Source organism: Amycolatopsis cynarae, assembly GCF_026802195.1.
GTDB classification, from domain to species: domain Bacteria; phylum Actinomycetota; class Actinomycetes; order Mycobacteriales; family Pseudonocardiaceae; genus Amycolatopsis_E; species Amycolatopsis_E rhizosphaerae.
The window spans coordinates 2,696,405-2,716,743 of record NZ_CP113836.1; the positions used below are offsets into that span (position 1 = coordinate 2,696,405).

At 70.1% G+C, this 20,339-nt stretch carries 16 protein-coding genes; 5 read left to right on the forward strand and 11 right to left on the reverse strand.

The features are described 5' to 3' along the window. Position 1: 1 nt before the first annotated feature. The 3 genes from ORV05_RS12800 to ORV05_RS12810 are packed head-to-tail and all read right to left on the reverse strand — an operon-like array spanning position 2 to position 2,768. On the reverse strand, positions 2-658 hold the full coding sequence (locus tag ORV05_RS12800) for a response regulator (protein ID WP_268758702.1): 657 nt from the start codon (positions 656-658) through the stop codon (positions 2-4). Then, complete coding sequence (locus ORV05_RS12805) at positions 655-1,809, reverse strand: sensor histidine kinase (RefSeq protein ID WP_268758703.1); 1,155 nt, start codon at positions 1,807-1,809, stop codon at positions 655-657. The genes ORV05_RS12800 and ORV05_RS12805 overlap by 4 nt, the downstream gene beginning before the upstream one ends. A gap of 44 nt (positions 1,810-1,853) precedes the next feature. Further along, a complete protein-coding gene (locus ORV05_RS12810; RefSeq protein ID WP_268758704.1) occupies positions 1,854-2,768 on the reverse strand; it encodes an alpha/beta fold hydrolase in 915 nt (304 codons plus the stop codon). Positions 2,769-3,175: 407 nt separating this feature from the next. Here ORV05_RS12810 and ORV05_RS12815 point away from each other — a divergent pair, with 407 nt between their 5' ends. Next, a complete protein-coding gene (locus ORV05_RS12815) occupies positions 3,176-4,522 on the forward strand; it encodes a nucleobase:cation symporter-2 family protein (protein WP_268758705.1) in 1,347 nt (448 codons plus the stop codon). Here the strand turns inward: ORV05_RS12815 and ORV05_RS12820 are convergent. The 5 genes from ORV05_RS12820 to ORV05_RS12840 all read right to left on the reverse strand — a co-directional run bounded on the left by ORV05_RS12820 (position 4,519) and on the right by ORV05_RS12840 (position 15,888). Then, positions 4,519-4,854, reverse strand: a complete 336-nt coding sequence (locus tag ORV05_RS12820) for a DUF7716 domain-containing protein (protein WP_268758706.1) — start codon at positions 4,852-4,854, stop codon at positions 4,519-4,521. The genes ORV05_RS12815 and ORV05_RS12820 overlap by 4 nt on opposite strands. Further along, entirely contained in the window at positions 4,851-9,275 is a 4,425-nt protein-coding gene (locus ORV05_RS12825; protein WP_268758707.1) for a DUF6531 domain-containing protein, read from the reverse strand. The genes ORV05_RS12820 and ORV05_RS12825 overlap by 4 nt, the downstream gene beginning before the upstream one ends. 172 nt (positions 9,276-9,447) lie before the next feature. Beyond that, positions 9,448-12,678: a TIM-barrel domain-containing protein gene (locus tag ORV05_RS12830; protein WP_268758708.1), complete on the reverse strand. Its 3,231-nt coding sequence runs from the start codon at positions 12,676-12,678 to the stop codon at positions 9,448-9,450. A 124-nt stretch (positions 12,679-12,802) separates the two neighbouring features. Beyond that, positions 12,803-15,157 carry a penicillin acylase family protein gene (locus tag ORV05_RS12835; RefSeq protein WP_268758709.1) on the reverse strand — a complete coding sequence of 785 codons (2,355 nt, stop codon included), beginning with the start codon at positions 15,155-15,157 and terminating at the stop codon, positions 12,803-12,805. A 236-nt stretch (positions 15,158-15,393) separates the two neighbouring features. Then, positions 15,394-15,888, reverse strand: coding sequence for a MarR family winged helix-turn-helix transcriptional regulator (locus tag ORV05_RS12840; protein ID WP_268758710.1), 495 nt, complete (start codon positions 15,886-15,888; stop codon positions 15,394-15,396). A 92-nt stretch (positions 15,889-15,980) separates the two neighbouring features. On the opposite strand from ORV05_RS12840, the gene ORV05_RS12845 reads away from it, so the two are divergent. After that, positions 15,981-16,556, forward strand: a complete 576-nt coding sequence (locus ORV05_RS12845) for an NADPH-dependent F420 reductase (protein ID WP_268758711.1) — start codon at positions 15,981-15,983, stop codon at positions 16,554-16,556. 28 nt (positions 16,557-16,584) lie between these two features. After that, positions 16,585-17,031, forward strand: a complete 447-nt coding sequence (locus ORV05_RS12850; protein WP_268758712.1) for a DoxX family protein — start codon at positions 16,585-16,587, stop codon at positions 17,029-17,031. Positions 17,032-17,079: 48 nt separating this feature from the next. Here ORV05_RS12850 and ORV05_RS12855 read toward each other — a convergent pair whose 3' ends face one another. The 3 genes from ORV05_RS12855 to ORV05_RS12865 form a co-directional block, all read right to left on the reverse strand. Then, a complete protein-coding gene (locus ORV05_RS12855) occupies positions 17,080-17,634 on the reverse strand; it encodes a cysteine hydrolase family protein (protein WP_268758713.1) in 555 nt (184 codons plus the stop codon). A 96-nt stretch (positions 17,635-17,730) separates the two neighbouring features. Continuing rightward, the gene (locus tag ORV05_RS12860; protein ID WP_268759769.1) at positions 17,731-18,702 is read right to left on the reverse strand and encodes a methyltransferase; all 972 of its coding nucleotides are present in this window, start codon (positions 18,700-18,702) and stop codon (positions 17,731-17,733) included. Between the two features lie 108 nt (positions 18,703-18,810). Continuing rightward, positions 18,811-19,389 (reverse strand): hypothetical protein, encoded by a 579-nt coding sequence (locus ORV05_RS12865; protein WP_268758714.1) that lies wholly within the window; start codon positions 19,387-19,389, stop codon positions 18,811-18,813. On the opposite strand from ORV05_RS12865, the gene ORV05_RS12870 reads away from it, so the two are divergent. Together ORV05_RS12870 and ORV05_RS12875 are read left to right on the forward strand one after the other, a co-directional pair. Next, a complete protein-coding gene (locus ORV05_RS12870; RefSeq protein ID WP_268758715.1) occupies positions 19,388-19,687 on the forward strand; it encodes a hypothetical protein in 300 nt (99 codons plus the stop codon). The two genes, ORV05_RS12865 and ORV05_RS12870, sit on opposite strands and share 2 nt — an antisense overlap. A 12-nt stretch (positions 19,688-19,699) precedes the next feature. Further along, positions 19,700-20,305: a class I SAM-dependent methyltransferase gene (locus ORV05_RS12875; protein WP_268758716.1), complete on the forward strand. Its 606-nt coding sequence runs from the start codon at positions 19,700-19,702 to the stop codon at positions 20,303-20,305. Positions 20,306-20,339 lie beyond the last annotated feature (34 nt).

The following is a 20,339-nucleotide window of genomic DNA, read 5'->3' on the forward strand; positions in this document are numbered from 1 at the left end:
GTCAGGTCACCAGGCCATGGCGGTAGGCGTAGACGACGGCCTGGACGCGGTCGCGCAGGTCGAGTTTGGCGAGGATGCGGGAGACGTAGGTCTTGACGGTCTCCTGGCTGATCACCAGGTTCGCGGCGATCTCGCTGTTGGAGAGGCCGTTCGCGATGAGGCGCAGGACTTCCAGCTCTCGCGGGGCCAGCCGGGACTCGGGTGTGCCCTCCACCGGCCGGATCCGGGCGGCGAACCGGCCGATGAGCTGGCGCGTCACTTCCGGCGCCAGCAACGCGGCACCCGTGGCGACGGTCCGGATGCCGTGCAGCAGCTGTCCCGGCGGGGCGTCTTTGAGGAGGAACCCGCTGGCGCCGGCCCGCAGCGCTTCGTAGACGTATTCGTCGAGGTTGAACGTGGTCACCACGAGCACCTTGACGGGCTCGGTCACCCCGGCGCCGGCCAGCAGGCGGGTCGCCTCGATGCCGTCGAGGACCGGCATCCGCACGTCCATCACCACGACGTCGGGGCGAAGCCGGCCGGCGAGGTCGACGGCGGTGCGGCCGTCGCCGCACTCGCCGACCACCGAGAGGTCGGGCTGGGCGTCGATGATCGTCGTGAACCCGGTGCGGATCAGCGCCTGGTCGTCACACACGAGGACCCGGATCGGTGCGGTCACGAGGCGCTGCCCACGGGAATGCGGGCCCGCACCACGAACCCGCCGTCGTCCTGCCGTCCGGCCCGGAATTCTCCGCCGAGCACACCGACCCGTTCGCCGAGCCCGGCCAGCCCCCGCCCGCTGCCCCCCACCGAAGCGGTGGGCGAACCCGTGCCGTCCGTACCGACCTCCACCGTGATCTCCCTGTCCCCGTAGCGCACCTGAACGGTGGTGCGGCTGCCGTGCGCGTATTTGAGAGCGTTCGTCAAGGCTTCTTGCACGACACGGTAGGCCGTCGCTTCGGCGCTGCCGGTCGCCTCGCTCCGGCTGCCTTCTTCGGCGAACTCCACCGGCTGACCGGCCCGCCGGGTCTGCTCCACGAGGGTGTGGAGATCGCCTGCGGACGGGCTTCGCGCCTCGGCGTTGTGGTCGGGGTTGAGCAGGTCGAGCAGGTGCCGCAGGTCCGTGATGGCCGTTCGGCCGGAGCCCGAGATGGCGGACAGGGCCTGGTCGAGGCGCTCGGGAGAGCCGGTCAGGTAGCGCGCCGCCTCGGTCTGCACCACCATCGCCGTCACATGGTGGGTCACGACGTCGTGGAGCTCGCGGGCGATGCGGGTGCGTTCCGCGGTGCGGGTGGTCTCGGCGACGTGGCGGCGGCGCTCCTCTTCGGCGGCACGGGACTGCCGCAGCCAGCTCCCGATCCCCCAGGCGAGAGCCAGTGCCAGGTAGAACGTGACGAACCCGGTGACGCCTTCGGTCGTCTCGCTCCGCGCGAGGGCGATGGCCAGCGGTACGTAGGCCGCCGAAGCCAGGGCCACGGCGGTCCACCGGAACCGGTCCAGGTGGGCTGCCGTGCTGACCAGCGCGAGCGGCAGCGCTGTCCCCGCGACCGTGTGGTAGCCGCGGAGCTGGTCGAGGGCGAAGCCGATCGACACCAGGACCAGGCAGACGGCAGGCCACCGCCTGCGGATGATCAGCGGAAGGCATTCGAGGGCGATCACCACGATGCTCAGCGCGTCCATGGGACGGGCGGGCACGTCCCCGAGCTGCGTACCGTGGTTGTCCAGTGCGGGCACCAGCGAAGCCACGGCGAGTACCAGCGCGAGTGGGGCGTCCCGGACCGTGACGTCGAACCGTTGCCACCGGTCCGTGCTGCGCCGGAGGTCGATCACGGGACGAGGGTAGCGGCCCGACGGCAGGTGACGCAGTGGGCCTGCTATTTCCCGGCTTCCGCGGTGACGCGCTGGATGGCCTGCACGGCGATGTCGGGCTGGTCGACGTAGATGTAGTGGCCGCTGTTGGCCGCGGTGGACGGCTTGCTGCGGCTGGACAGCTCGAGCCACTTGCGCTGTCCTTCGGACCACGCATTTTCCAGTGCGGGCCCGTATTCGGGAAGGGCGGCGAGGTAGGGCTGACCGTGCTGGATCACTTCCACCGGGATGTCGCCGGCGGAATCCACCTTCCCGTCCTGGAAGGCCAGCTTCTCCGGGTTGTCGCCGCCGTAGACCGCGACGCTCTGCGCGCGCACGTCGGCCGCCGGACCGGTGGCGGACTCCGGGATCACGGTCTTGGTGTCGGCGATGATGGTCGACGGGGTGGCGTCCATCAGGACCAGCCCCGCGACCCTGTCGCGGTGGGCGGGCGCGTACCGGGCGGCGATCAGCCCGCCCAGGGAATGCCCGGCCAGCACCACCGGGTGGTGGCCGGCGACCCGGTCCAGCACGCCGGTCAGGATCTTGCCGGTGCTGTCGAAGGTCTGCGGGCCGTTCGGCTGGTCGCTCGCGCCTTCGCCGAGCCGGTCGTAGGAACAGACCCGGCCCTTTTCGCTCAGCGTCTTCTGGAAGTCGGCCATCTTGTCCAGACCATCGCCCAGCCCGGGCAGCAGGACGACGACCGGCCGGTCTCCGGCCGCGGCACCCGAACAGGACACATTCACCGACCGGCCGTCGACGGTGATCTTCACGGTGCCGGAGATCGGATCCGGATCGGAGTTGTGGGCGCTGGCCACGGTCGACGGCGTCGAGGCACCCGCGTCCGAGTCCGAGTCCTCGTCGCATCCGGCGAGCACCGGTCCGCCCACGGCACAGAACAGTGCGACGAAAGCGGTTGCCTTGACATTGCGGAACATCATTACTCCATGAAGGGTTTTCGACGCCATCCGATTCCCGGCGCCGATCCGGATTCCGCAGCCGGAGTGCTGCGGGTGTCCCGAACGCTATCGGCTTGGACGGGCCGGGATCATCACCGTGCGGTGGACATCTGTGGGTAGCTCGCACGGGGGACAACGCCGCCGTGGCCGACGGCGACGGGCCCTTTTGGACACGCTGCGGCCGGTTCGGTCACTTCCACTTCGGACTCGTGCGGGAATTCCGGAATTGAAGCTCTGCGGCCGAGCGTGCCCGTCGCCGTTGGTGCGGGGTCAGTAGGCTGGGCGTCGAGCGCCCGGTCGTCCCCGCGTCCTCTCCTCACCCGGAACGGAGCAGTGAGCAACAAGAAGCAGTTCACGGCCCCATCGAGTCCACCGATCGGAGTTCCGCGATGCCCACACGACCGGCCGGGAGCACCTTGAGCGCGGCCCGGACCGTCCTGCTCGGCCTGCAGCACATGTTGATCATGTACACCGGCTGTGTCACGGTGCCCCTCGTGTTCGGCGCCGCCGCCGGTCTCGACGAACGCACGGTCGGGCTGCTGGTCAACGCGGACCTGCTGGTCGCGGGCATCGTCACCGCCGTGCAGAGCCTGGGGCTCAAGAAGGTCCTCGGGCTGCGGATGCCCGTCGTCACCGGTGCGACCTTTTCCGCGCTCACCTCGATGATCCTGATCCAGGGGCAGTACGGTGTGCGGGCCGTCTACGGCGCGATGCTCGCCGCCGGCGTGTTCGGCCTGCTCGTCGCGGTCCCGTTCTCGCGGCTGATCCGCTTCTTCCCGCCGCTGGTCACCGGCGTGGTGATCACTGTCGTCGGGCTTTCGCTGATCGGCACCGCAGGGGGAATGATCGTCGGGCAGGACCCGGCCGCGGCGGACTACGCCTCGGTCAGGCGGCTCGCGCTGGCCGCCGCCGTGATCGCGATCATCGTCCTGCTGGCCCGGGTCGGGCGCGGGTTCGTCGGCCGGATCGGGGTCCTGATCGCGCTCGTCGCCGGTACCGCGCTCGCGGTCCCGTTCGGATTCGTCGACTTCTCCGGGCTCGCCGCGGCCCCGTGGTTCGGGCTGACCAGCCCCTTCCTGTTCGGCGCACCGCGCTTCCCGGTCGCGGCCGTGGTGTCGATGTGCATCGTCATGCTGGTCATCTTCACCGAATCGACGGCCAGCATCATGGCCGTGGGCGAGGCGACCGGCGATCCGGTGGACAGCCCGCGACTGGCCCGGGGCCTGGCCACGGACGGCTTCTCCGGCCTGCTCGGCGGTGTGTTCAACGCCTTCCTCGACACCGTCTACGCCCAGAACGTCGGCCTGATCGGCATGACCAGGGTGTCCAGCCGCTACGTCACCGCGGTGACCGGCGCCATCCTCGTCGTACTCGGCCTGGTTCCGAAGATCGGCGGACTGGTGGCCGCGCTACCCGGCCCGGTCATCGGCGCCGCGAGCCTCGTGCTGTTCGCCATGGTCGCCATGGTCGGCATCTCCACCCTGCGCCGAGCCGAACTCGACCGCGGCCACAACCTCACCATCGCCGCGACCGCGCTGGGCGTCGGCCTGCTGCCGGTCTTCGTCCCGCACTTCTACCACGCCTTCCCGACCGCGGTTCAGGTCATCGCCGGCAGCGGGATCACCGACGCCGCCGTGGTCGCCTTCGCGCTCAACCTGCTGTTCAACCACACCTGCCGGAAACCGGCTGCCGAGGATACCGAGAGCGGCGCCGACGGGGCCGGAGCCGGGAACTAGCCGACCGCGAGGAAGGCGTCGTGGTCCACGAAATAGGCGATCGCCCGAAGCATGAGTTCCATGGACGGGTCGCCGATCTGCTGCCGGAGATTGCCGAGGATGTCCTCGATCTCTTCCTTCAGCAGCGCCGTGTTCCAGTCACGCTCGGCCGCCTCGGGCGGCACGTCCTCGTCCTCGTCGAGATCGGCACTGTCCGCGACCAGGCAACCGTCTTCGGGGGCGGAGGGCCCGTTCCCGAAACACACCATGTCGCTGCGCCGCAAGGACGGCAGCGCGCCCAGAACCTCGCCCCAGGTCGTCAGCCAGGGCCTGGCCTCATCGGTACCGGTCATCGGCGCCGGCCACCTCCCCAATTCTCCATGCCGCCCCGGCCACCCGGGTGGAGCGACCCCTGGACGGGGCCGGGCCCCGCGTGGTGCGCCCGGGGAACGAGCTGCAGTGTGCCCGGCCGGTTGGCTTCGTGGTGCCAGGTTAGATCCTCGTGCGGGGAGGTGCGCGGGAAGGCCCCACGGGGTCCCGGCTTCACGTTGTCGACAATGCCCGGGTACAGCTCGTTCATCGCCTTCGCGAAGGCCGGATCGGACTCGAAGGCGGAGTGCAACTGGCGGTTGCCGACCGCGAAATGGTGCTTGTCGCTGCGACCGGGGAAGTCCTTGGCGGGGTCGAGCTGGGCCTCGTAGGCCACCGAATAGGCGGGGCTGCTTTCCGGCCGCTCCGGCAGCGGGGGGTCGCAGCTCTCCGCCAGCCCCAACGGGTCGATCCAGTGCCAGGGGTTGCGCACATAGCCGCTCGGGTTCGGGCCGCCGGCCAGTCCCAGCGGATCCTTGCTGCAGTATCGGCCGGAGACCGGATCGTAGTAGCGCTGGAAGTTGTAGTGCAGGCCGGTTTCCGGATCGTGGTACTGACCGGGAAAGCGCCAGGGTGTCGAAGCGGTGTTCGTCACCTCTCCCAACGCCGCGCCCCACAGCGTGGTGGCGGAGCGCCAGGCCGTGTTGCCCGACGGGTCGACCAGTTCCGTCGGCGTTCCCACCAGGTCGGTGACGATCGAGTAGAACCGGCTGTCCACCCATTCCTGCGAGCCCCGCGGATCCGGCACGCGCTCGACCTGGGTCGCGGGCCGGTAGCTGCGGGGCTCGTAGTTCCAGCTGACCGACAATCCGGAGCTGTGGGTCTGTTCCGCGATCGCCGTGCCGTCCCAGGAGAAGTCGACCTGTTCGAGGAGGAGGCCGTCCGGGGCAAGCCGCTGCTTGGCGATGCGGCGCCCGAGCGCGTCGTAGAGATAACGCCAGCGCGTGCCGTCCGGGGTGATCACCGCGGTCAGGCGGTCCTCGGCGTTCCAGGAATAGCGCCACACGGCCGGCTTCGCGGAGAGGCGCTTGCGCGTCCGCAACACCACCCGTCCCTGTGCGTCGTGCCCGTACCGGACATCGGGCGATGCGGCGAGGTTGCCCGCCCGGTCGTAGGCGTACCTCTCGGTGAACCCCGGTCCTTCGACGCCGGTCACCCGGCCGGCCGGGTCGAGGTCGAAGGACCGGGTGCCGTCCTGGTCGACGACGGCCGAGAGCAGGCCGCCGGGCCCGTACCGGTATTCGCGGCGGCGGATCGGGCGGGCGGTCGCGCGCCCCCCGGCCATTGTGGACAGTGTCTGGGCCGTCATCCGGTCGGTGATGTCCCAGCTCTGCGCGAGGATCGTGCCGGTGTCGAGCAGTCGCTCGGTCTCGCGGCCCGCCGGATCGTGTCCGAAGGAGACCGTTCGCCCGCCGCTTCGCAGCGCGACGGGCTGATGCCGCGCGTCGAAACTCCATTCGCTCTCGGCACCGGTCGGGGTGCGGCGGAACACCCGGCGGCCGAGCACGTCGTAACGTGAGGAAACGGTCCGCCCGTTCACGGTTTCGGCCAGGACGCGGCCCAGCAGGTCGCGCTCGAAGACCACGTCGGCGTGCGCGTTCACCGCGCGCACCATCCGGCCGATGGCGTCGAACTCGAACCGCGCGGTGTCGTCGGACGTTCGCTGTTCGATGACGTGGCCCCGAGGGTCGCGCACGTAGTCGACGGCTTCGCCGGCTCCGTTGACCCGCCGGACGAGTTGCCCGGCCGCGTCGTAGTGGTAGACGAGCTCACGGCCGTCGAAATCCCGCTCCCGGACCAGATTCCCGGCCGCGTCGTAGTCGTAGTGCCAGACCTGGCCCACGGGGTTGATCACCGCGACCAGCCGGAGCTCCCGGTCGTAGCGGAACTCGGTGCGAGCGCCGTCGGGGTCGATCTGCACCGCGGGGAGGTCGAAATGCGTGGTCAGCATCCTGGTGACGCGGCCGTCCGCGGTGACGTGTTCGACCCGGTTGCTCTCGCCGTCGTAACGCCAGTGTTCGGTGGCACCGCCCGGATCCGTGCGGGTGAGCATCTCGCCCTCCACGGTCCAGGTGAAGCGGGTGACGCGGCCGAGTTCATCGGTGACGCTCGCCAGCCTGCCGAACTGGTCGCGGGATCCCCGCGTGGTCGCGCCGAGCGGATCCGTGACCGCGATCGGCAGGCCGGCGGCGTTGGTGACAAGGCTCCGGGTGTTTCCCATCGCGTCCACAACGGACTTCAGGTGGCCGCGCTCGTCGTAGCCGAACCGGGTCCGGGCACCGAGCGGATCGATGGTCTCGACCCGGTTCCCCCGCCCGTCGTAGCGGTGGCGCCACACCGCGCCGTTCGGGTCGACCACCGTGGCAGGCAGACCGAACTCGTTGTACTCGGTGAGTTCCTGGGTGCCATCGGGCCGCGTGACGGTCGTGAGGTTGCCGGCCTCGTCGTAGGTGTAGCGGGTGACTCGCCCGAGCGCATCGGTGACGGCGGTGAGGCGGTCGTACCCGTCCCACTCGCGGAGCACCTGGTGGCCGAGCGGGTCGATCTCCCGGACGATCTGGTAGGCCTCGTTGTAGTGGTAGGTGCTGGCGTTGCCGAGCGCATCGGTGTAGACGGTGACCCGGTTTTCCGTGTCGTAGAGCCAGGTACCGGTCAGCGCGCCGCCGGAGCCCTCGGTACGGACCACGCGGCCTCGTCCGTCGTACTCGTACCGGTACCACTCGCCGTTGCGGTCCTGCCAGCGGGTGATGCGGCCGGCCAGGTCGAAGTCGAACAGCATGGGACGGTTCGAGGAGTTCAGCACCTCGGCCAGCTGCCGCCGTTCGTTGTACCGGTACCGCTTCAGCACGGTGCCGGTGTCCTGCTCCTGGTTCTGGTCCGCGAGCAGCCGCAGCCCCGTGACCAGGCCGTCCGCGGTGTCCACGCCGATCCGGTAACCCCCGGAATGAACGATTTCGACCGGTGAGCCGCCGCTGTCGTAACGGAATTCGATGCGGTTGCCGTTGCGGTCGGTGATCTCCGCGACCGGCCGCACCGGCGCCTGGGTGGGCTGGAAACTCAGGACCTGGTTGCGCTCCGGGCGGCTGATGCGGTACGTGCCGTCGTCCGCGCGTTCGAGCGGCCAACGCGGCCCGGCTGCCGGGAGGACCGGGTTGCCGCTCGCGCCCGGGAGGGGATAGCGCAGCCGCGCGCCGTCTTCGTCGGCGAAGTAGATCGCGTCGTCTTCGATCTCGATGCGCTGGTCCAGTGTGGACGCCCAGCTTCGGCCGAACCAGCGGCCGACGCGATAGTCGGAGAAATGGGTCCGCCGGAGCACCAGTGGCAGCACGCCGGGCAGTTCGAGATCCGTCTGGCCCATGAACATCTGACCGGTGGTGAGGTCCACCGGGTCCCCGGAGCCGGGGGCGCACTGCTTCTGCCGTCCGTCGGCCTGCGGGTCGCCGCTGTTCTCCTTCATCGACGGGTCCCCGGTTCCGCCCTCGTGGGAGGGAGGCGTGCCGTCGCCGCCCGCCGAGGTCGGTGGCGGGTCGGAAGGGTGGTCGCCGGCACTGGTGGTGGGGGCATCCTCGCCGGCAGGGGTGGTGTGCGGTTCGCCGGAGGCGGACGAAGCGTGCGTGGAACCGTCGCCGGGCAGGTGGGGTTCTTCGGTGTGCCCGTGCAGGGCGTTCATGACTTTCTTGATGGCGGCGAAGATCTCTTCGAGTTTGCTCATCATCGGGCGCAGCGCCTCGACGGAGTTGATGAGCTTCTTGATCAGGGCGCCGATCTTCTCGATCCAGGCGGAGACCTGTTCGACGACCTGCGCGACCACGACGGGAGTGCCCAGCCCGAGCGAGCAGACCTCTTCGAGGGCGTCCTGGATGAAGTCGCCGACGGCCTGGGTGACCATGTCGCGGACCATGCCGCGCACGGCGCCGGTGATGACGCCGACGATCTGCACCACGGTCGAGATGGTCTCGGCGCAGGTGGCGGCCGCGCCGAGGTGGTCGATCTTGTTCTTGAGCTGGGCGCGGTAGGTGTCGGCGGCGTTGCCGGTCCAGTTCGCCGTGTCGCGGGTGGCGGTGTCGGACAGTTCTTTGGCGGCCTTCTGCACCGCCTCCGCCACGTTCTTCCACGTCTGGGAGTAGGCGGCGATCTGGTCGGCGTCCCCGGCCAGTTGGTTGAGCGCGTCCTGCAACGGTTTGACGTGCTCGATGAGCCAGTTCAGGCCGTAGGAGATCAGGGTGCCGACCGGGTTCATCGCCATGGTCAGCAGATCCATGCCGGTGCCGAACGCGGCGATGCCGCCCTCGATCCACGACCCCGACTGCACACCGTCGTAGACCCCGGCCGCGTCGTCGAGGACGTTGATTCCGGAATGCCAGGTCGTGGAGTCCTGTTTCGCCGCGACCAGTGGGTTGCTCATCGCAGTTCCTCACCTCCACCCGCTCACCCGGCCGGAGCCCGGGCGCTCGGACGCAAGAGTGGATCAGCCGGTTCCCGGGAGAGACCGCGGCGGCGCGAATTGACCCGAACAGCCGAGTCGTCTTGGCGGGAATTTCCGGAATGTCCGGCCGTCGGCGTTCCCCGCGTTCCCGCTACCTTGTCAGCAGCCGGATGCTGAGCGGGTGGTCGGCCGGTTGCGCCTGGGTCCGTACTGTCACGGTTCTCGTGGCCGCGTCCCACTCCCAGTCGCGGGCGGGGCTGAGGTGATCGTTGACGAGCACCGCCGCCGGGGGAGCCGTCGCCGTGAACCGGACGGTCCAGGTGCGGTCCGCGGGCCGGCCGGGGTACTCGCCCCGCGGCCGGTCGATCGAGAGCGTCTCGCCGCGGCGATCCTCGCGGTAGGTCATCGTGGTGGTTGCACCGCTGGGCCGGGCCGACGCCCCGTCGTCCTCGTAGAGGGTGAACGAGCCGTCGTGCCCGCCCGTGACGGTGACCGTGAGGTCGGCCGGCGAGGCGCCGCCCCCGGTGCGCGTGGTGACGATGCCACCGGAGCGCACGAACACCGGCATGGTGTCCCAGCCCGTGGTGACCTGCGCCGACGTACCTCCGTGGTAGGTGCGGCCGGTGAAGTAGTCCGTCCAGTCGCTGCCCGGCGGGAACCACACCGTCGTGGTCGCGGTCGTGCCCGGGCTGGTCACCGGCGCGACGAGAACGTCCGGCCCGTACAGGTATTCGCCGCCTGCCTGCGCGTAGGCCTCCTGCTCGCCGGGGTACTGCAGGTACAGCGGCCGCACGATGGGCAGCCCGGTGGCGTTCGCCTGCCGGGCGAGCGTGTAGGTGTAGGGCAGCAGGTCTTCGCGCAGGTTGAGGAACTTCGTGGCCGACGCGTCGGCGGCCGCCCCGTACTGCCACGGCAGCCGGTCGCTGTGGTTGGAGTGCAGCCGGTCGATCGGCTGGAACGTGCCGAACTGCACCCACCGCGCGTACAGGTCGTCGGGCAGCTTGGTGCTGCCGGGTTCGCTGCCCGGTTCCTGCAGTCCCCGCGTGTGGCCACCGATGTCGTGGCTCACGCTCGGCAGCCCGGTCGCGGCGGACTCCCCGGGCGTGTAGCCGACCTCGTACCCGAGCGTGGCCCAGTCGGAGATGGCGTCCCCCGTGAAGTGCAGGGTGGTCCGTTTGTCGGCCCAGGGCCCCGTGGGCACCGTGGTGGGCGAACTGTAACCGCCGGCCTGCAAGGAGCCGTACGCGCGCGAGAAGGCGAATCCCCGGCCGGTCGTCTTCGCCGTGTCAGTGGCGTACTGCTGGTTGATCCACGCATCCGGGGTCACCCCGGCGAGACTCGAGATCGAGCCGTCGCAGCACCAGTCCAGCCACCAGAAGTCGTTGCCCTGCTGCTCCATGGGGCGGTGCAGGTCGAAATAGGCCCGCAGCTGGTCCGGGTCGCCGAAGTCGAACACGAAGCAGTCCCCACCGCCGCCGCAACCGCCGGGCTTCAGCTTCCCCTTCGCGGTCGCCTGCGCCGCGGGAAACTGCGGGTCCGAGGCCAGGATGCTCGGGTGGATGTTCAGCGTCGTGTGCAGACCCTGCTCGTGCGCCCACCGGAAGAACGCGGCCGGGTCCGGGAAGCGGGAGGGGGCGATTTCCCAGCCGTTCCAGCGATTCGGCGCCTTGAAGTCCGTGTCGACGACGAGGACGTCGAGAGGAACGTGCTCGGCACGGAACCGCCGCACGATGTTCTCGAAATCCGCGGCCGTTCGGTCGTAGTACTCGGAGTACCACACCCCGTAGGCCCACTGCGGCAGCAGCATGGCCGGGCCGGTCAGCCGGGCGAGGTCCCGCAGCGCCTGGGCGTAGTCCTGCCCGTAGGCGAAAACGTAGCCGTCCTGATAGGACTTGCCGCCGTGCGCCGGGCGCGGGACCACCTTCCCGGTCTGCGGGTCGTACAGTGCCGACGCCGTGTCGTCGAGCAGCGACCAGCCGTCCTGGTACAGGATGCCCGGCGCCGTGACGGCGGTGCCGTCCACACCGTCGAGGCCGCGGCGGTAGCCACCGAGCGCGGCGTGCGGGGCGAGCAGCGGCGAGGGCGTCGTGACGAAGGCGGCGGTGTCGAGGTTGACGTGGCAGCTTGTGGCGTCGGGACAGCCGAGGGTCACGGTGTCGGTGCCGGCCGTCAGCCGGACCGGCACGGCGACGGTCCGCCACGAGTTCCAGCTGCTCGTCGGCGCGAGCGTCGCCGTCGACGGGGTGCCGTCGCCGACCCGGACCGAGAGGGTGCGGGGCTGGACCGGATCCGTACCGGCGATCGCGTTGGCGTAACGCAGTTGCAGGGCGTACTGGCCGTCCTCCGGCACGCCGGTCACGGTGAGGGTGTCGGACGCTCCCGCCTGCTCGAGGCCTGCCAGGAAGCCCTTTCCGGAATACCCGTCGTGGTCGTCGGCGAGGCGGGCCCCTCCGGCCGCGGTACCTTGTTCGGCCTCGCAGAGGGAGCCGAAGGAGCAGGAAACGGCGGGAGGCGGCGTGGGCTGGGGATAGGACGCACCCTGCGCCAGCAGGGCAAGGCTGTCGATGTTGACGTTGCCGGAGTCGGCGGCGGCCCGCTCGACGGTCACCTGGTGTGCCCCGGCGGCCACCGCGAGCGGGACCGTGGCCAGCGCCCAGGTGTCCCAGTCGGCGGTGGTGGGCAGCGAGACGGTGTGCGCGTCGCCGCCGTCCACGCGCACCGTGAGCGTGCGCAGCGTGTGCTGCCCGTCGCCTCCGGTTCCGTTGGCGTAGCGCAGATCCAGCTGGTAGTCGCCCGCGGCCGGGGCGGCCGTGCGGAACGTCAGGGAGTCGCCGGTGCTCTGAAAGCCCGCCGCGAAGCCGCGCCCGGTGTAGCCGCGGTGGTCGGTGGCCACGCCCGGACCGGCCAGCTGCGTGTCCTCCGCCTCGCACAGGGTGGCGAACGGGCAGACGGGCGCCAATTTCCCGGCCCAGGGGTGAGCGGTGACGGACTGCGCACCGGTGCGCAGCCGGACGGTCAGGTTGTCGTCGCCGAACGGGCCGGAGTCGAGCTTGTACCGCAGTTCCACGGCGCTGGTCCGGAGGGTCAGCCAGCCGTCCTTGGTCGTCTGGGTGAAAGGACTCCAGCCGAAGTCGCCTCGGCCGACGGCGTTGAACGTGCCGGCGCCGACGAAGGCGGAATCGCCCGCGTACTCGGTCCGGATGAGCGTGGGAGACAGGACCTCGAACCGCGCCTGCCCGGCGGTCACCACCCGCGCGGGAGAGTGGGAAGGCGGAGCCGCGCCCGCCGCCACGCCCGACATCACCAGTGCGGCCACCGCAAACACCACGGCGAGTAGCGTCGCCGGGGTCCGCCGCCGGAGAATCCGTGTCCGAGTCGCCACCGCTGCCTCCTCGACAATCCCGGGCGACCGTATCCCGGCGAGGAACGGGAACGAACGCCTGCCGGCGATCCTGTCCGATTCCTGTCTGGTCCCGCCGCGCCGAAAGGCCGTCCAGCGCCTGTTGTCAGGAGTTGTCCAGACCTGACGGCACCAACCGGATCCGCACGTCGAGATTCCGTTCGACCTCCGGCCTGCTGTACAGCAACGGGAACGTGCCACCCGAGGCCCACAACTCGTACAGGTCGCGGTAGTGCGGGCTGCGGGGGTCGCCGGACTGCCCGGGCGCGTTGATCGTGTACGAGCCGTCCCAGTTGCCGACATCCAGCGCCATCTTGAAAGTGGCGCCGATGATCTGCTGGTAGGTCAGTGGATGGTAGAAGGACGGGTGCACCGTGTGGTAGGACCCGCCGACCGGGGTGGGGCCGACGTTGGGTCCGCCCAGCGGATGGACGAACTCCTGGTAGTGCAGGGCGCCCCAGCGCCAGGCCGACGGGTCGGTGCCCAGCTTGCCCGCGACGTCGCGGAACGCCAGCGGCAAGGTGTCGAGGATCAGCTTGTCGCGTACCGCGGCGCCGTCCGGGCCGAGCCACGACGACGGATCGGCGAACGAGGAGATGATCAGGCTGAAGTCCGGATTGATCGTCCTCGCCAGCACGTCCGCGGCAGCCTGGGGCAGCACCGCGTGCGCCCACGCGTAGTGCAGGTACTTCATGATCCAGGTCTCGAACAGTGCGGCGGCCGCCGAATCCACCGACGTGACGCCGTCGTAGCCGCGCAGCAGGTCCAGCGCCTTGGCGGTGTCCGGGTCCGTCGAGGACAGTCCGCGCACGAACTCCAGCAGTCCCGTGGCCACCAGCGACTTCTCGTCCTTCTGCAGGCTCAGCGAGTCGGCGACGGTGGCGCCGGGGCGGGACGTGATCAGCTCGTCGATGCGCTGCTTGCGGTACGGCAGCTGCCACTCGTAGTTCGAAACGACCGGATAGCCCGGCGGGATGTTGAAATCGTTGGCGGAGGCGAAGAAGCCGGATGAGGGGTTGTACTGGCCGGGCAGCTCGCTGTTGGCGTGGAAGCCGTTCCATTCGTACCGGCCGTCGCCGGGCACCGGCAGCAGGCCGTCGTAACCGGTCCCGGTGCGGCGCGGCGTCAGCCCGGCCGGAACGTAACCGATGTTGCCGTGGACATCCGCGTACACCAGGTTCGACCCGGGGGTGCCCCATGCCCGCATGCCCGCGGTGAACTCGCGGAAGTTGTCCGCCCGCTGGTAGTTCAGGCTGGCCAGATAGGCCGCGCTGCCCGGCTCCGTCCACGCCGTGCGGACCGCGAACGCCCGGTGCGCCGCCTCGTCGACCTTGACGACCGGACCGTGCCGGGTGAACGACAGCTGCCGGACGGCAGGCGCTCCGCCCCGTACCGGGATGGCCTCGGTGACCGTGGTCATCCGCTCCCAGTCGTTGCCGTAGCGGTAGCGGGTGTGGTCATTCGGGTCGAGTTCGTAGACGTAGAGGTCGGTCTGGTCGATCGGCAGGTTCGTCAGCCCGAACGCGATGTTCTCGTTGTGCCCGATGGCGATTCCCGGATTCCACGGCTCGCCCGCGCCGGCCAGGTCGAGCCCGGGCGCCGACAGTTGCGCGACATACCGGCCCGAGGGCAGCGCGTCGGCCCCGCGGTGCGGATCGTTGGCCAGGATCGGACGGCCCGAGGCGGTCCGCTCTCCTCCGATCGCCCACGAGTTGCTGCCGGAGGTGGCATCCGCGATGTCCTTGGTCTGGAAGTCGCTGCCGGTGAAGGAAACGGCGGCGGTCGCGAGGTTGTACACCTTCAGCACGTCGTCCGGGATCGAGCACGGATCGAGCCCCGGAGGCACGACCGCCTCGTGCGTGGGATGCAGGCTCCGCAGGAAGCGGCTCGCGCCGGGCCCGGCCAGGCAGACCAGCTTCGCGCGGGTGACTTCCCAGCTCAGGTTCTCCCCGATGGCGTGCGTGCGGATCCGCACCACGTCCTGCGGCGCCCAGTGGGCCGGGCGGTAGCCCAGTTGCGCGAACTCCGGCGGGAGCGCCGACGGGTTGCGGGCCAGCCAGTCGACGTAGGCGTTGATGCCCTCGGCGAACTGGGTCGCCGCCAGCCTGCCCTCCGGTCCGTACGCCGCCCACTCGGCGTCCATGTCGCCGCGGTAGAGGAACAGCCGGGCGGCGCGGTCCTGATCCACATAGGACTGCCCGAGCACCTCGCTGAGCTGGCCGAGACCGCGGCGCCGCCACGTGTCGATCTGGAACAGCCGGTCACGGGCGACGGTGAAACCCTGTGCGAAGAACAGGTCGCTGCTGTCGGCCGCGTAGATGTGCGGTACGCCCCACTTGTCGATCAGCAGGTCCACCGGCCGGTGCAGACCGGCCAGCCGGTACTCCGGGCCGGTGTCCGCGGCCACCGCGGGAACCGTCGCCAGGAAGACGAAGGCCAGCGCGGCGGCAGCAGCCCGCATGATCGTTCCCTTACGCCGTCGGGCAGCTTTGACGGTCATCGGCTTCCTCCAGCTTGGTCTGGCTCACGGCGTCGGCAATGTCCGTTCCCACCTGCCATGCCTGAGACATCCCTATCGGGTGTTACGGCGATGCCGCCAGCCCCTAAGGGGTTCCCGCGGGAAGTGCTCGCGGCCGTCCTGGACGACACAAGCGGTCCGCCGAGCGGGCGTCGATGGCTGTCGATGGCTGTCGATGGCTAGGGCGAGTCGTACCGCCGGTAGAGCGCGGCCCGGGCGCCCTCGGGGTCGAGGCGGTGGAGGATCGCGTCGGAAATGGTGGTCAGCTGTGCGATCTGCGCCGGGGTGAGCGCGTCGATCACGTACTGGCGGACGGCCGCGACGTGGCCGGGGGCGCTGTCCCGCACTTTCCGCCATCCGGCGCTGGTGAGGCGGGCGTTGGTCGCTCTTTTGTCCTCCGGGCACGGGAAGCGCTCGACCAGGCCGCGAGCCTCGAGTCGCTGGACGACGTGGGACAGGCGGGCGAGCGTGGCTCCCGTCTGCTGTGCCAGTGCGGTCATCCGCAGCACCCGGTCCGGTGCCTCCGACAGCATCGCCAGCACGTAGTAGTCGAAGTGGGTGAGTTCGGCGTCGTGCCGGAGCTGGGCGTCCAGAACGCCTGGTAGCAGCTGCAGGATCGCCACCAGGCGCACCCATGCCGCCGACTGGTCCCGGTCGAGCCATTCCGTGTCCACGCTCACAGCATGCCACCGGAATGATTGTCGCTACAACTGAGTTGGTTGATAGTTGTAGCAACAACTAATGCGTTCGCAGAAGGGAGTCCGAGATGACGCACGTCAGCATCATCGGGCGCGGCACCATGGCACAGGTCATCTCCGGCCTGGTGGAGAAGTCGGGCAGCACGGTCGAGGTGTTCGGCAGCGCGGACTCCGGCAAGCCGGTGACCGGCGATATCGTGGTCCTCGCCGTTCCCTATCCGGCGGTCGCCGGCGTCCTCGCGCAGCGCGCCGCCCAGTTCGACGGCAAGGTCGTCATCGACATCACCAACCCGCTGAACTTCGAGACCTTCGCCGAGCTGACCGTTCCGTCCGACAGCTCGGCGACCGCCGAGATCGCCGCCGCCCTGCCTGCCGCCCGCGTCGTCAAGGCGTTCAACACCAACTTCGCCGCCACCCTGGCCAGCGGCACGGTCGGCGGCACACCGACCACCGTGCTCATCGCCGGTGACGACGCGGACGCCAAGGCCGCGGTGGGGACTCTGGTGACGGCCGCCGGCCTTCGCGCGATCGACGCGGGCGCGCTCGCCCGGGCTCGCGAGCTGGAGGCGCTGGGCTTCCTGCAGATCACGTTGGCCGCGGCCGAAAAGCTGCCCTGGACCGGCGGCTTCGCCGTCGTCTCCTGACCAGGTTTCGGAGAGAGGAAGGGTTCTCGTGAACAAGAACGTTTTGCGTGACGTCGCCGTGCTCGTGGCGCGCGTCGCCGTCGGCCTGGTCTTCGTCGCGCACGGGTGGCAGAAGTTCACCGAGTGGGGCTTGCCCGGCACCGCCGCCGCGTTCGGGCAGATGGGGGTCCCGCTGCCGACGGCCAGCGCCTGGTTCGCGGCTCTCGTCGAGCTGGTGGGCGGTGCCGCACTGGTCGCGGGCCTCGCGGTACCCGTCGCGGGGGTGCTGCTCGCCCTCGACATGATGGGCGCGTTCGTCCTCGTCCACGCCGGTCACGGTGTGTTCGTGAGCGGAAACGGGTTCGAACTCGTGCTGACGCTCGCCGCGGCAGCCCTCGTTCTCGCCGCCGCCGGCGGGGGACGGTTCGGCCTGGACCGTCTGATCGCGCCCCGGCTGCCCGGCAGGGCCGCGAAGTCGCTCGGCGCCCAGCAGTAGGGCGACCGGCGTTGGGCCCGCAGCGCGGGTGTGCGGGCCCAACGCGGGTCATCGTGGTTCTGCAGGCCAACCGGCGCAGGGGACGACCTCGAATCCCCGGCTGGGGAAGACGGCGTCCATGAAGAAGTCGTGCATTGCCGGATCGCCGTCGGCGCAACCGTCCCGCAGCACGGTCACCTGGTAGCCGCGGTCCGCCGCGTCGTAGCACGTCGCAGCCACCATGGCGCTGGTCGCGACTCCGGCGATCGCGAGAGTGCCGACGCCGCGCGAGCGCAGCACGAGGTCGAGATCCGTACCGGCGAAGGCGCTGGCGCGGCGTTTCAGCACCACGACGTCCTCGTCGGCGACCGGCAGATCGATCTCCGTTCCGGCCGATCCCTCGTGGAAGGCATCCCCGGCTTCGTAGAACGTCTTGAACAGTTCGTTGTCCGGCGGCACGTCGGCCCCGTTGGGTCGGAAGGCGAAGTGCACGAACACCACGAGGGCACCCGCCGCGCGGGCGCGCGGGAGCAGTTCGGTGAGCGGCGGCACGACCTGCCTGGCGAACGGGTAGTTGCCCGTGATGCCCCGCTGGAGGTCACCGATGATCAGTGCGGTGGTCACGACAGCTCCCGTCCAACTGTTCTCTCCGGCGCCCCGAGGCGTCGCCGGTGGCGATGTTGATCTTACCGGTGAGGCGGGGGCCGGTGAACCGGTGTCTCAGGCGGTGGTGGCGAAGCGGAATTCGAGCAGGCAGCGTTGGTCGGTCAGATTGGTGACGGTGTCGAGAGTCAGTCCGTGTGCCGAGGCGAGTGTGCCGAACTCGTCGATCCGGCGCTCGCGGCCGCCGTGGATCACGAGCATGGACAGGTCCATCTCGGTGATGGCTCGGCGCCCTCCGACCGGTTCGATGACGAGGAGGCGGCTGGCCGGGTGGGCGGCCTCGGCGCACCGGGCGAGGATGCGGTGGGCGTGCTCGTCGTCCCAGTCGTGGAGGATGTCGACCAGCAAATACGCATCCGCCGCCGAGGGGAGTGGGTCGAAGAAGCTGCCCGCGGTCGCCTCGGCCCGGTCGCCGAGATGCTGAGCGCGGAAGGTGTGCCGGGCGTCGGCCGCGGTGGGTGCGAGATCGATCAGATGGCCGCGTAGCCGGGGGTGGGCTGTCAGGATCGCGGCGAGCAGGGTGCCCCGGCCACCGCCGACGTCGACGATGGTGGAAAACCGCGCCCAGTCGACGTTGGCGACGATCTGGGGGATCTGTTCGTCCAGCCGCAGGGTCATCTGCCGGTCGAACGAGTCACGCAGCCGGGGGTGTTCGGCGAGGTCGGCCCAGAAGTCCTGCCCGTAGTGCCGAGGGTAGGCCGCTTCACCGGTGGTGATGCTGTGGGCGAGTTCGACGAAGGCCAGTTCGGCACGGCCGGCGGCGGAATCCAGGCGCAGGAGGAGGTTGGTGAAACCGTTCCCGGCCTCGGCGCAGAGGTTCGCGCCGAACTCGGTGGTCCGGTAGCCGGCGGAGGTCCGGTCGACAACCCCGAGGGTGGTGAGGTGGCCCAGCAGGAGGCCGAGCGCGACCGGTGAAACGCCGAGCTCGACCGCGAGTTGATCGGCGGTGGCGCCGTCGCCGAGGAGCCGGTCCGGCAGGCCCAGAGTGACCGCGACCCGCAGAGCCATGGGTGTCGCGAGCCCGGCCATGCGACGGAGCGCCTCCGCGTCATCGTTGTTGTGTCCCACGGAGAGGCACTGTGCCAGGCCCGTCAATCGAAATCCCGTCCCCGGACCTCGGGGAGACGAACGCCGCGGTCAGTACTCCCAGCGGTTGCTTTTGCCATCGCGGCGGCAGGTGATGCTCGCCCCGTTGGTGGCGGTGGTGGTGACGCCGAGATTGGCTTTGCTGCAGTACTCGCCCGCGTGGTATTTCCCGGCCAGCGGGTCGGTGTTCGACGGCGGTTCCTGCTGCGCGGGCGCCGGTGCGGGCGGTTCCGGCTGGGTCGTCGCGGGCGCGGGCGCGTGGGTGGGCGGTGCGGGCGGGGGAGCGGCCTGGGTGGTGGTCGGCTGGTTCAGGCCGAGCGCGGTTTCCGCGGTGGTCCAGTCGGTGGCGATCGCCTGCTGGGCCGCGGCGAGGGTGATGCGGTGGTCGCAGACGGCGCGGTTGAGTGCGTTCTCGACGGCGTCCTTGTCGTTGGGGGTCCTGCCGTTGTCGTATTCGGGCCACAGGTTCTTGGGGTCGGTGGGGTTGCCGCCGAGTTCGAGGGGGATGAGGTGGTCTTCCTCGTAATCGCGCGGCTGGGAGTCGGCGTAGCCGTAGGCGGCGATCTGCTGCGTCTTCAGCTGGTCGGTGTAGGACGCGGGGGGCCGGATTCCGTCGGTCCAGCTGTTCATGGCGGATCCCTCGGCGGACCGGGTCGGCCGGGACGCCACGGTGATCAGATCAACCGGGACCGTCGCGCTGATCGCCGCATTCGTGATCGTGCTGCTGGAAATCGCGGGGACCGGAACGCCCGAATGGCCACGACTGCTCGCTGTCGTGCTGGCGGTGACCGGTGTCGGCCTGCGGATCGAGGCCGCGCTGGTCCGGTCGCGCGGTAGCGCCTGCCCCCGGTCTGGCCGCGGGTCCTGGCACCTCGGCCTGCTCTGCGCCCTTCCGGGTCACGGTCGCCGGTCACCCGGTCCGGTTTGAGAGAATGCGGGCATGGTCGAGCAGAGCATCTGGATGCAGAAGGTCACCGCGGACCCCGGTCACTCCAGCTGGTACATCGAACGTTTCCGTGCCATGGCTCGCGCTGGTGAGGACCTCGCCGGGGAAGCCCGCCTCGTGGACGCCATGGTGCCGCGCCATGCCCGCATCCTCGACGCCGGCTGCGGACCAGGCCGGGTCGGTGGCGCATTGGCGGAAGCCGGTCACGACGTCGTCGGTGTGGACGTCGACCCGGCCCTGATCGAGGCCGCTGGGCAGGACCATCCCGGACCACTGTGGATGGTGGGCGATCTGGCGGAGCTCGACCTGCCCGCGCGGGGCGTCACCGCGCCCTTCGACGCCATCGTCTGCGCCGGGAACGTGATGACGTTTCTCGCTCCGAGCACCCGTGGTGAGGTGCTGAAGCGGTTCCGTGCGCACCTTGCGCCGGGTGGCCGGGCGGTGATTGGTTTCGGTGCGGGCCGGGGCTACGGGTTCGGCGAGTTTTTTGAGCATGTGGCGGCGGCCGCGCTCGAACCCGACCTGCTGCTGTCCACTTGGGACTTGCGTCCCTTCACGGACGAGTCGGCCTTCCTCGTCGCCCTGCTCCGTCCCGCGTGAGCAGAGGTGTGGTGCGGCGCAAGGAGTCCGGCTG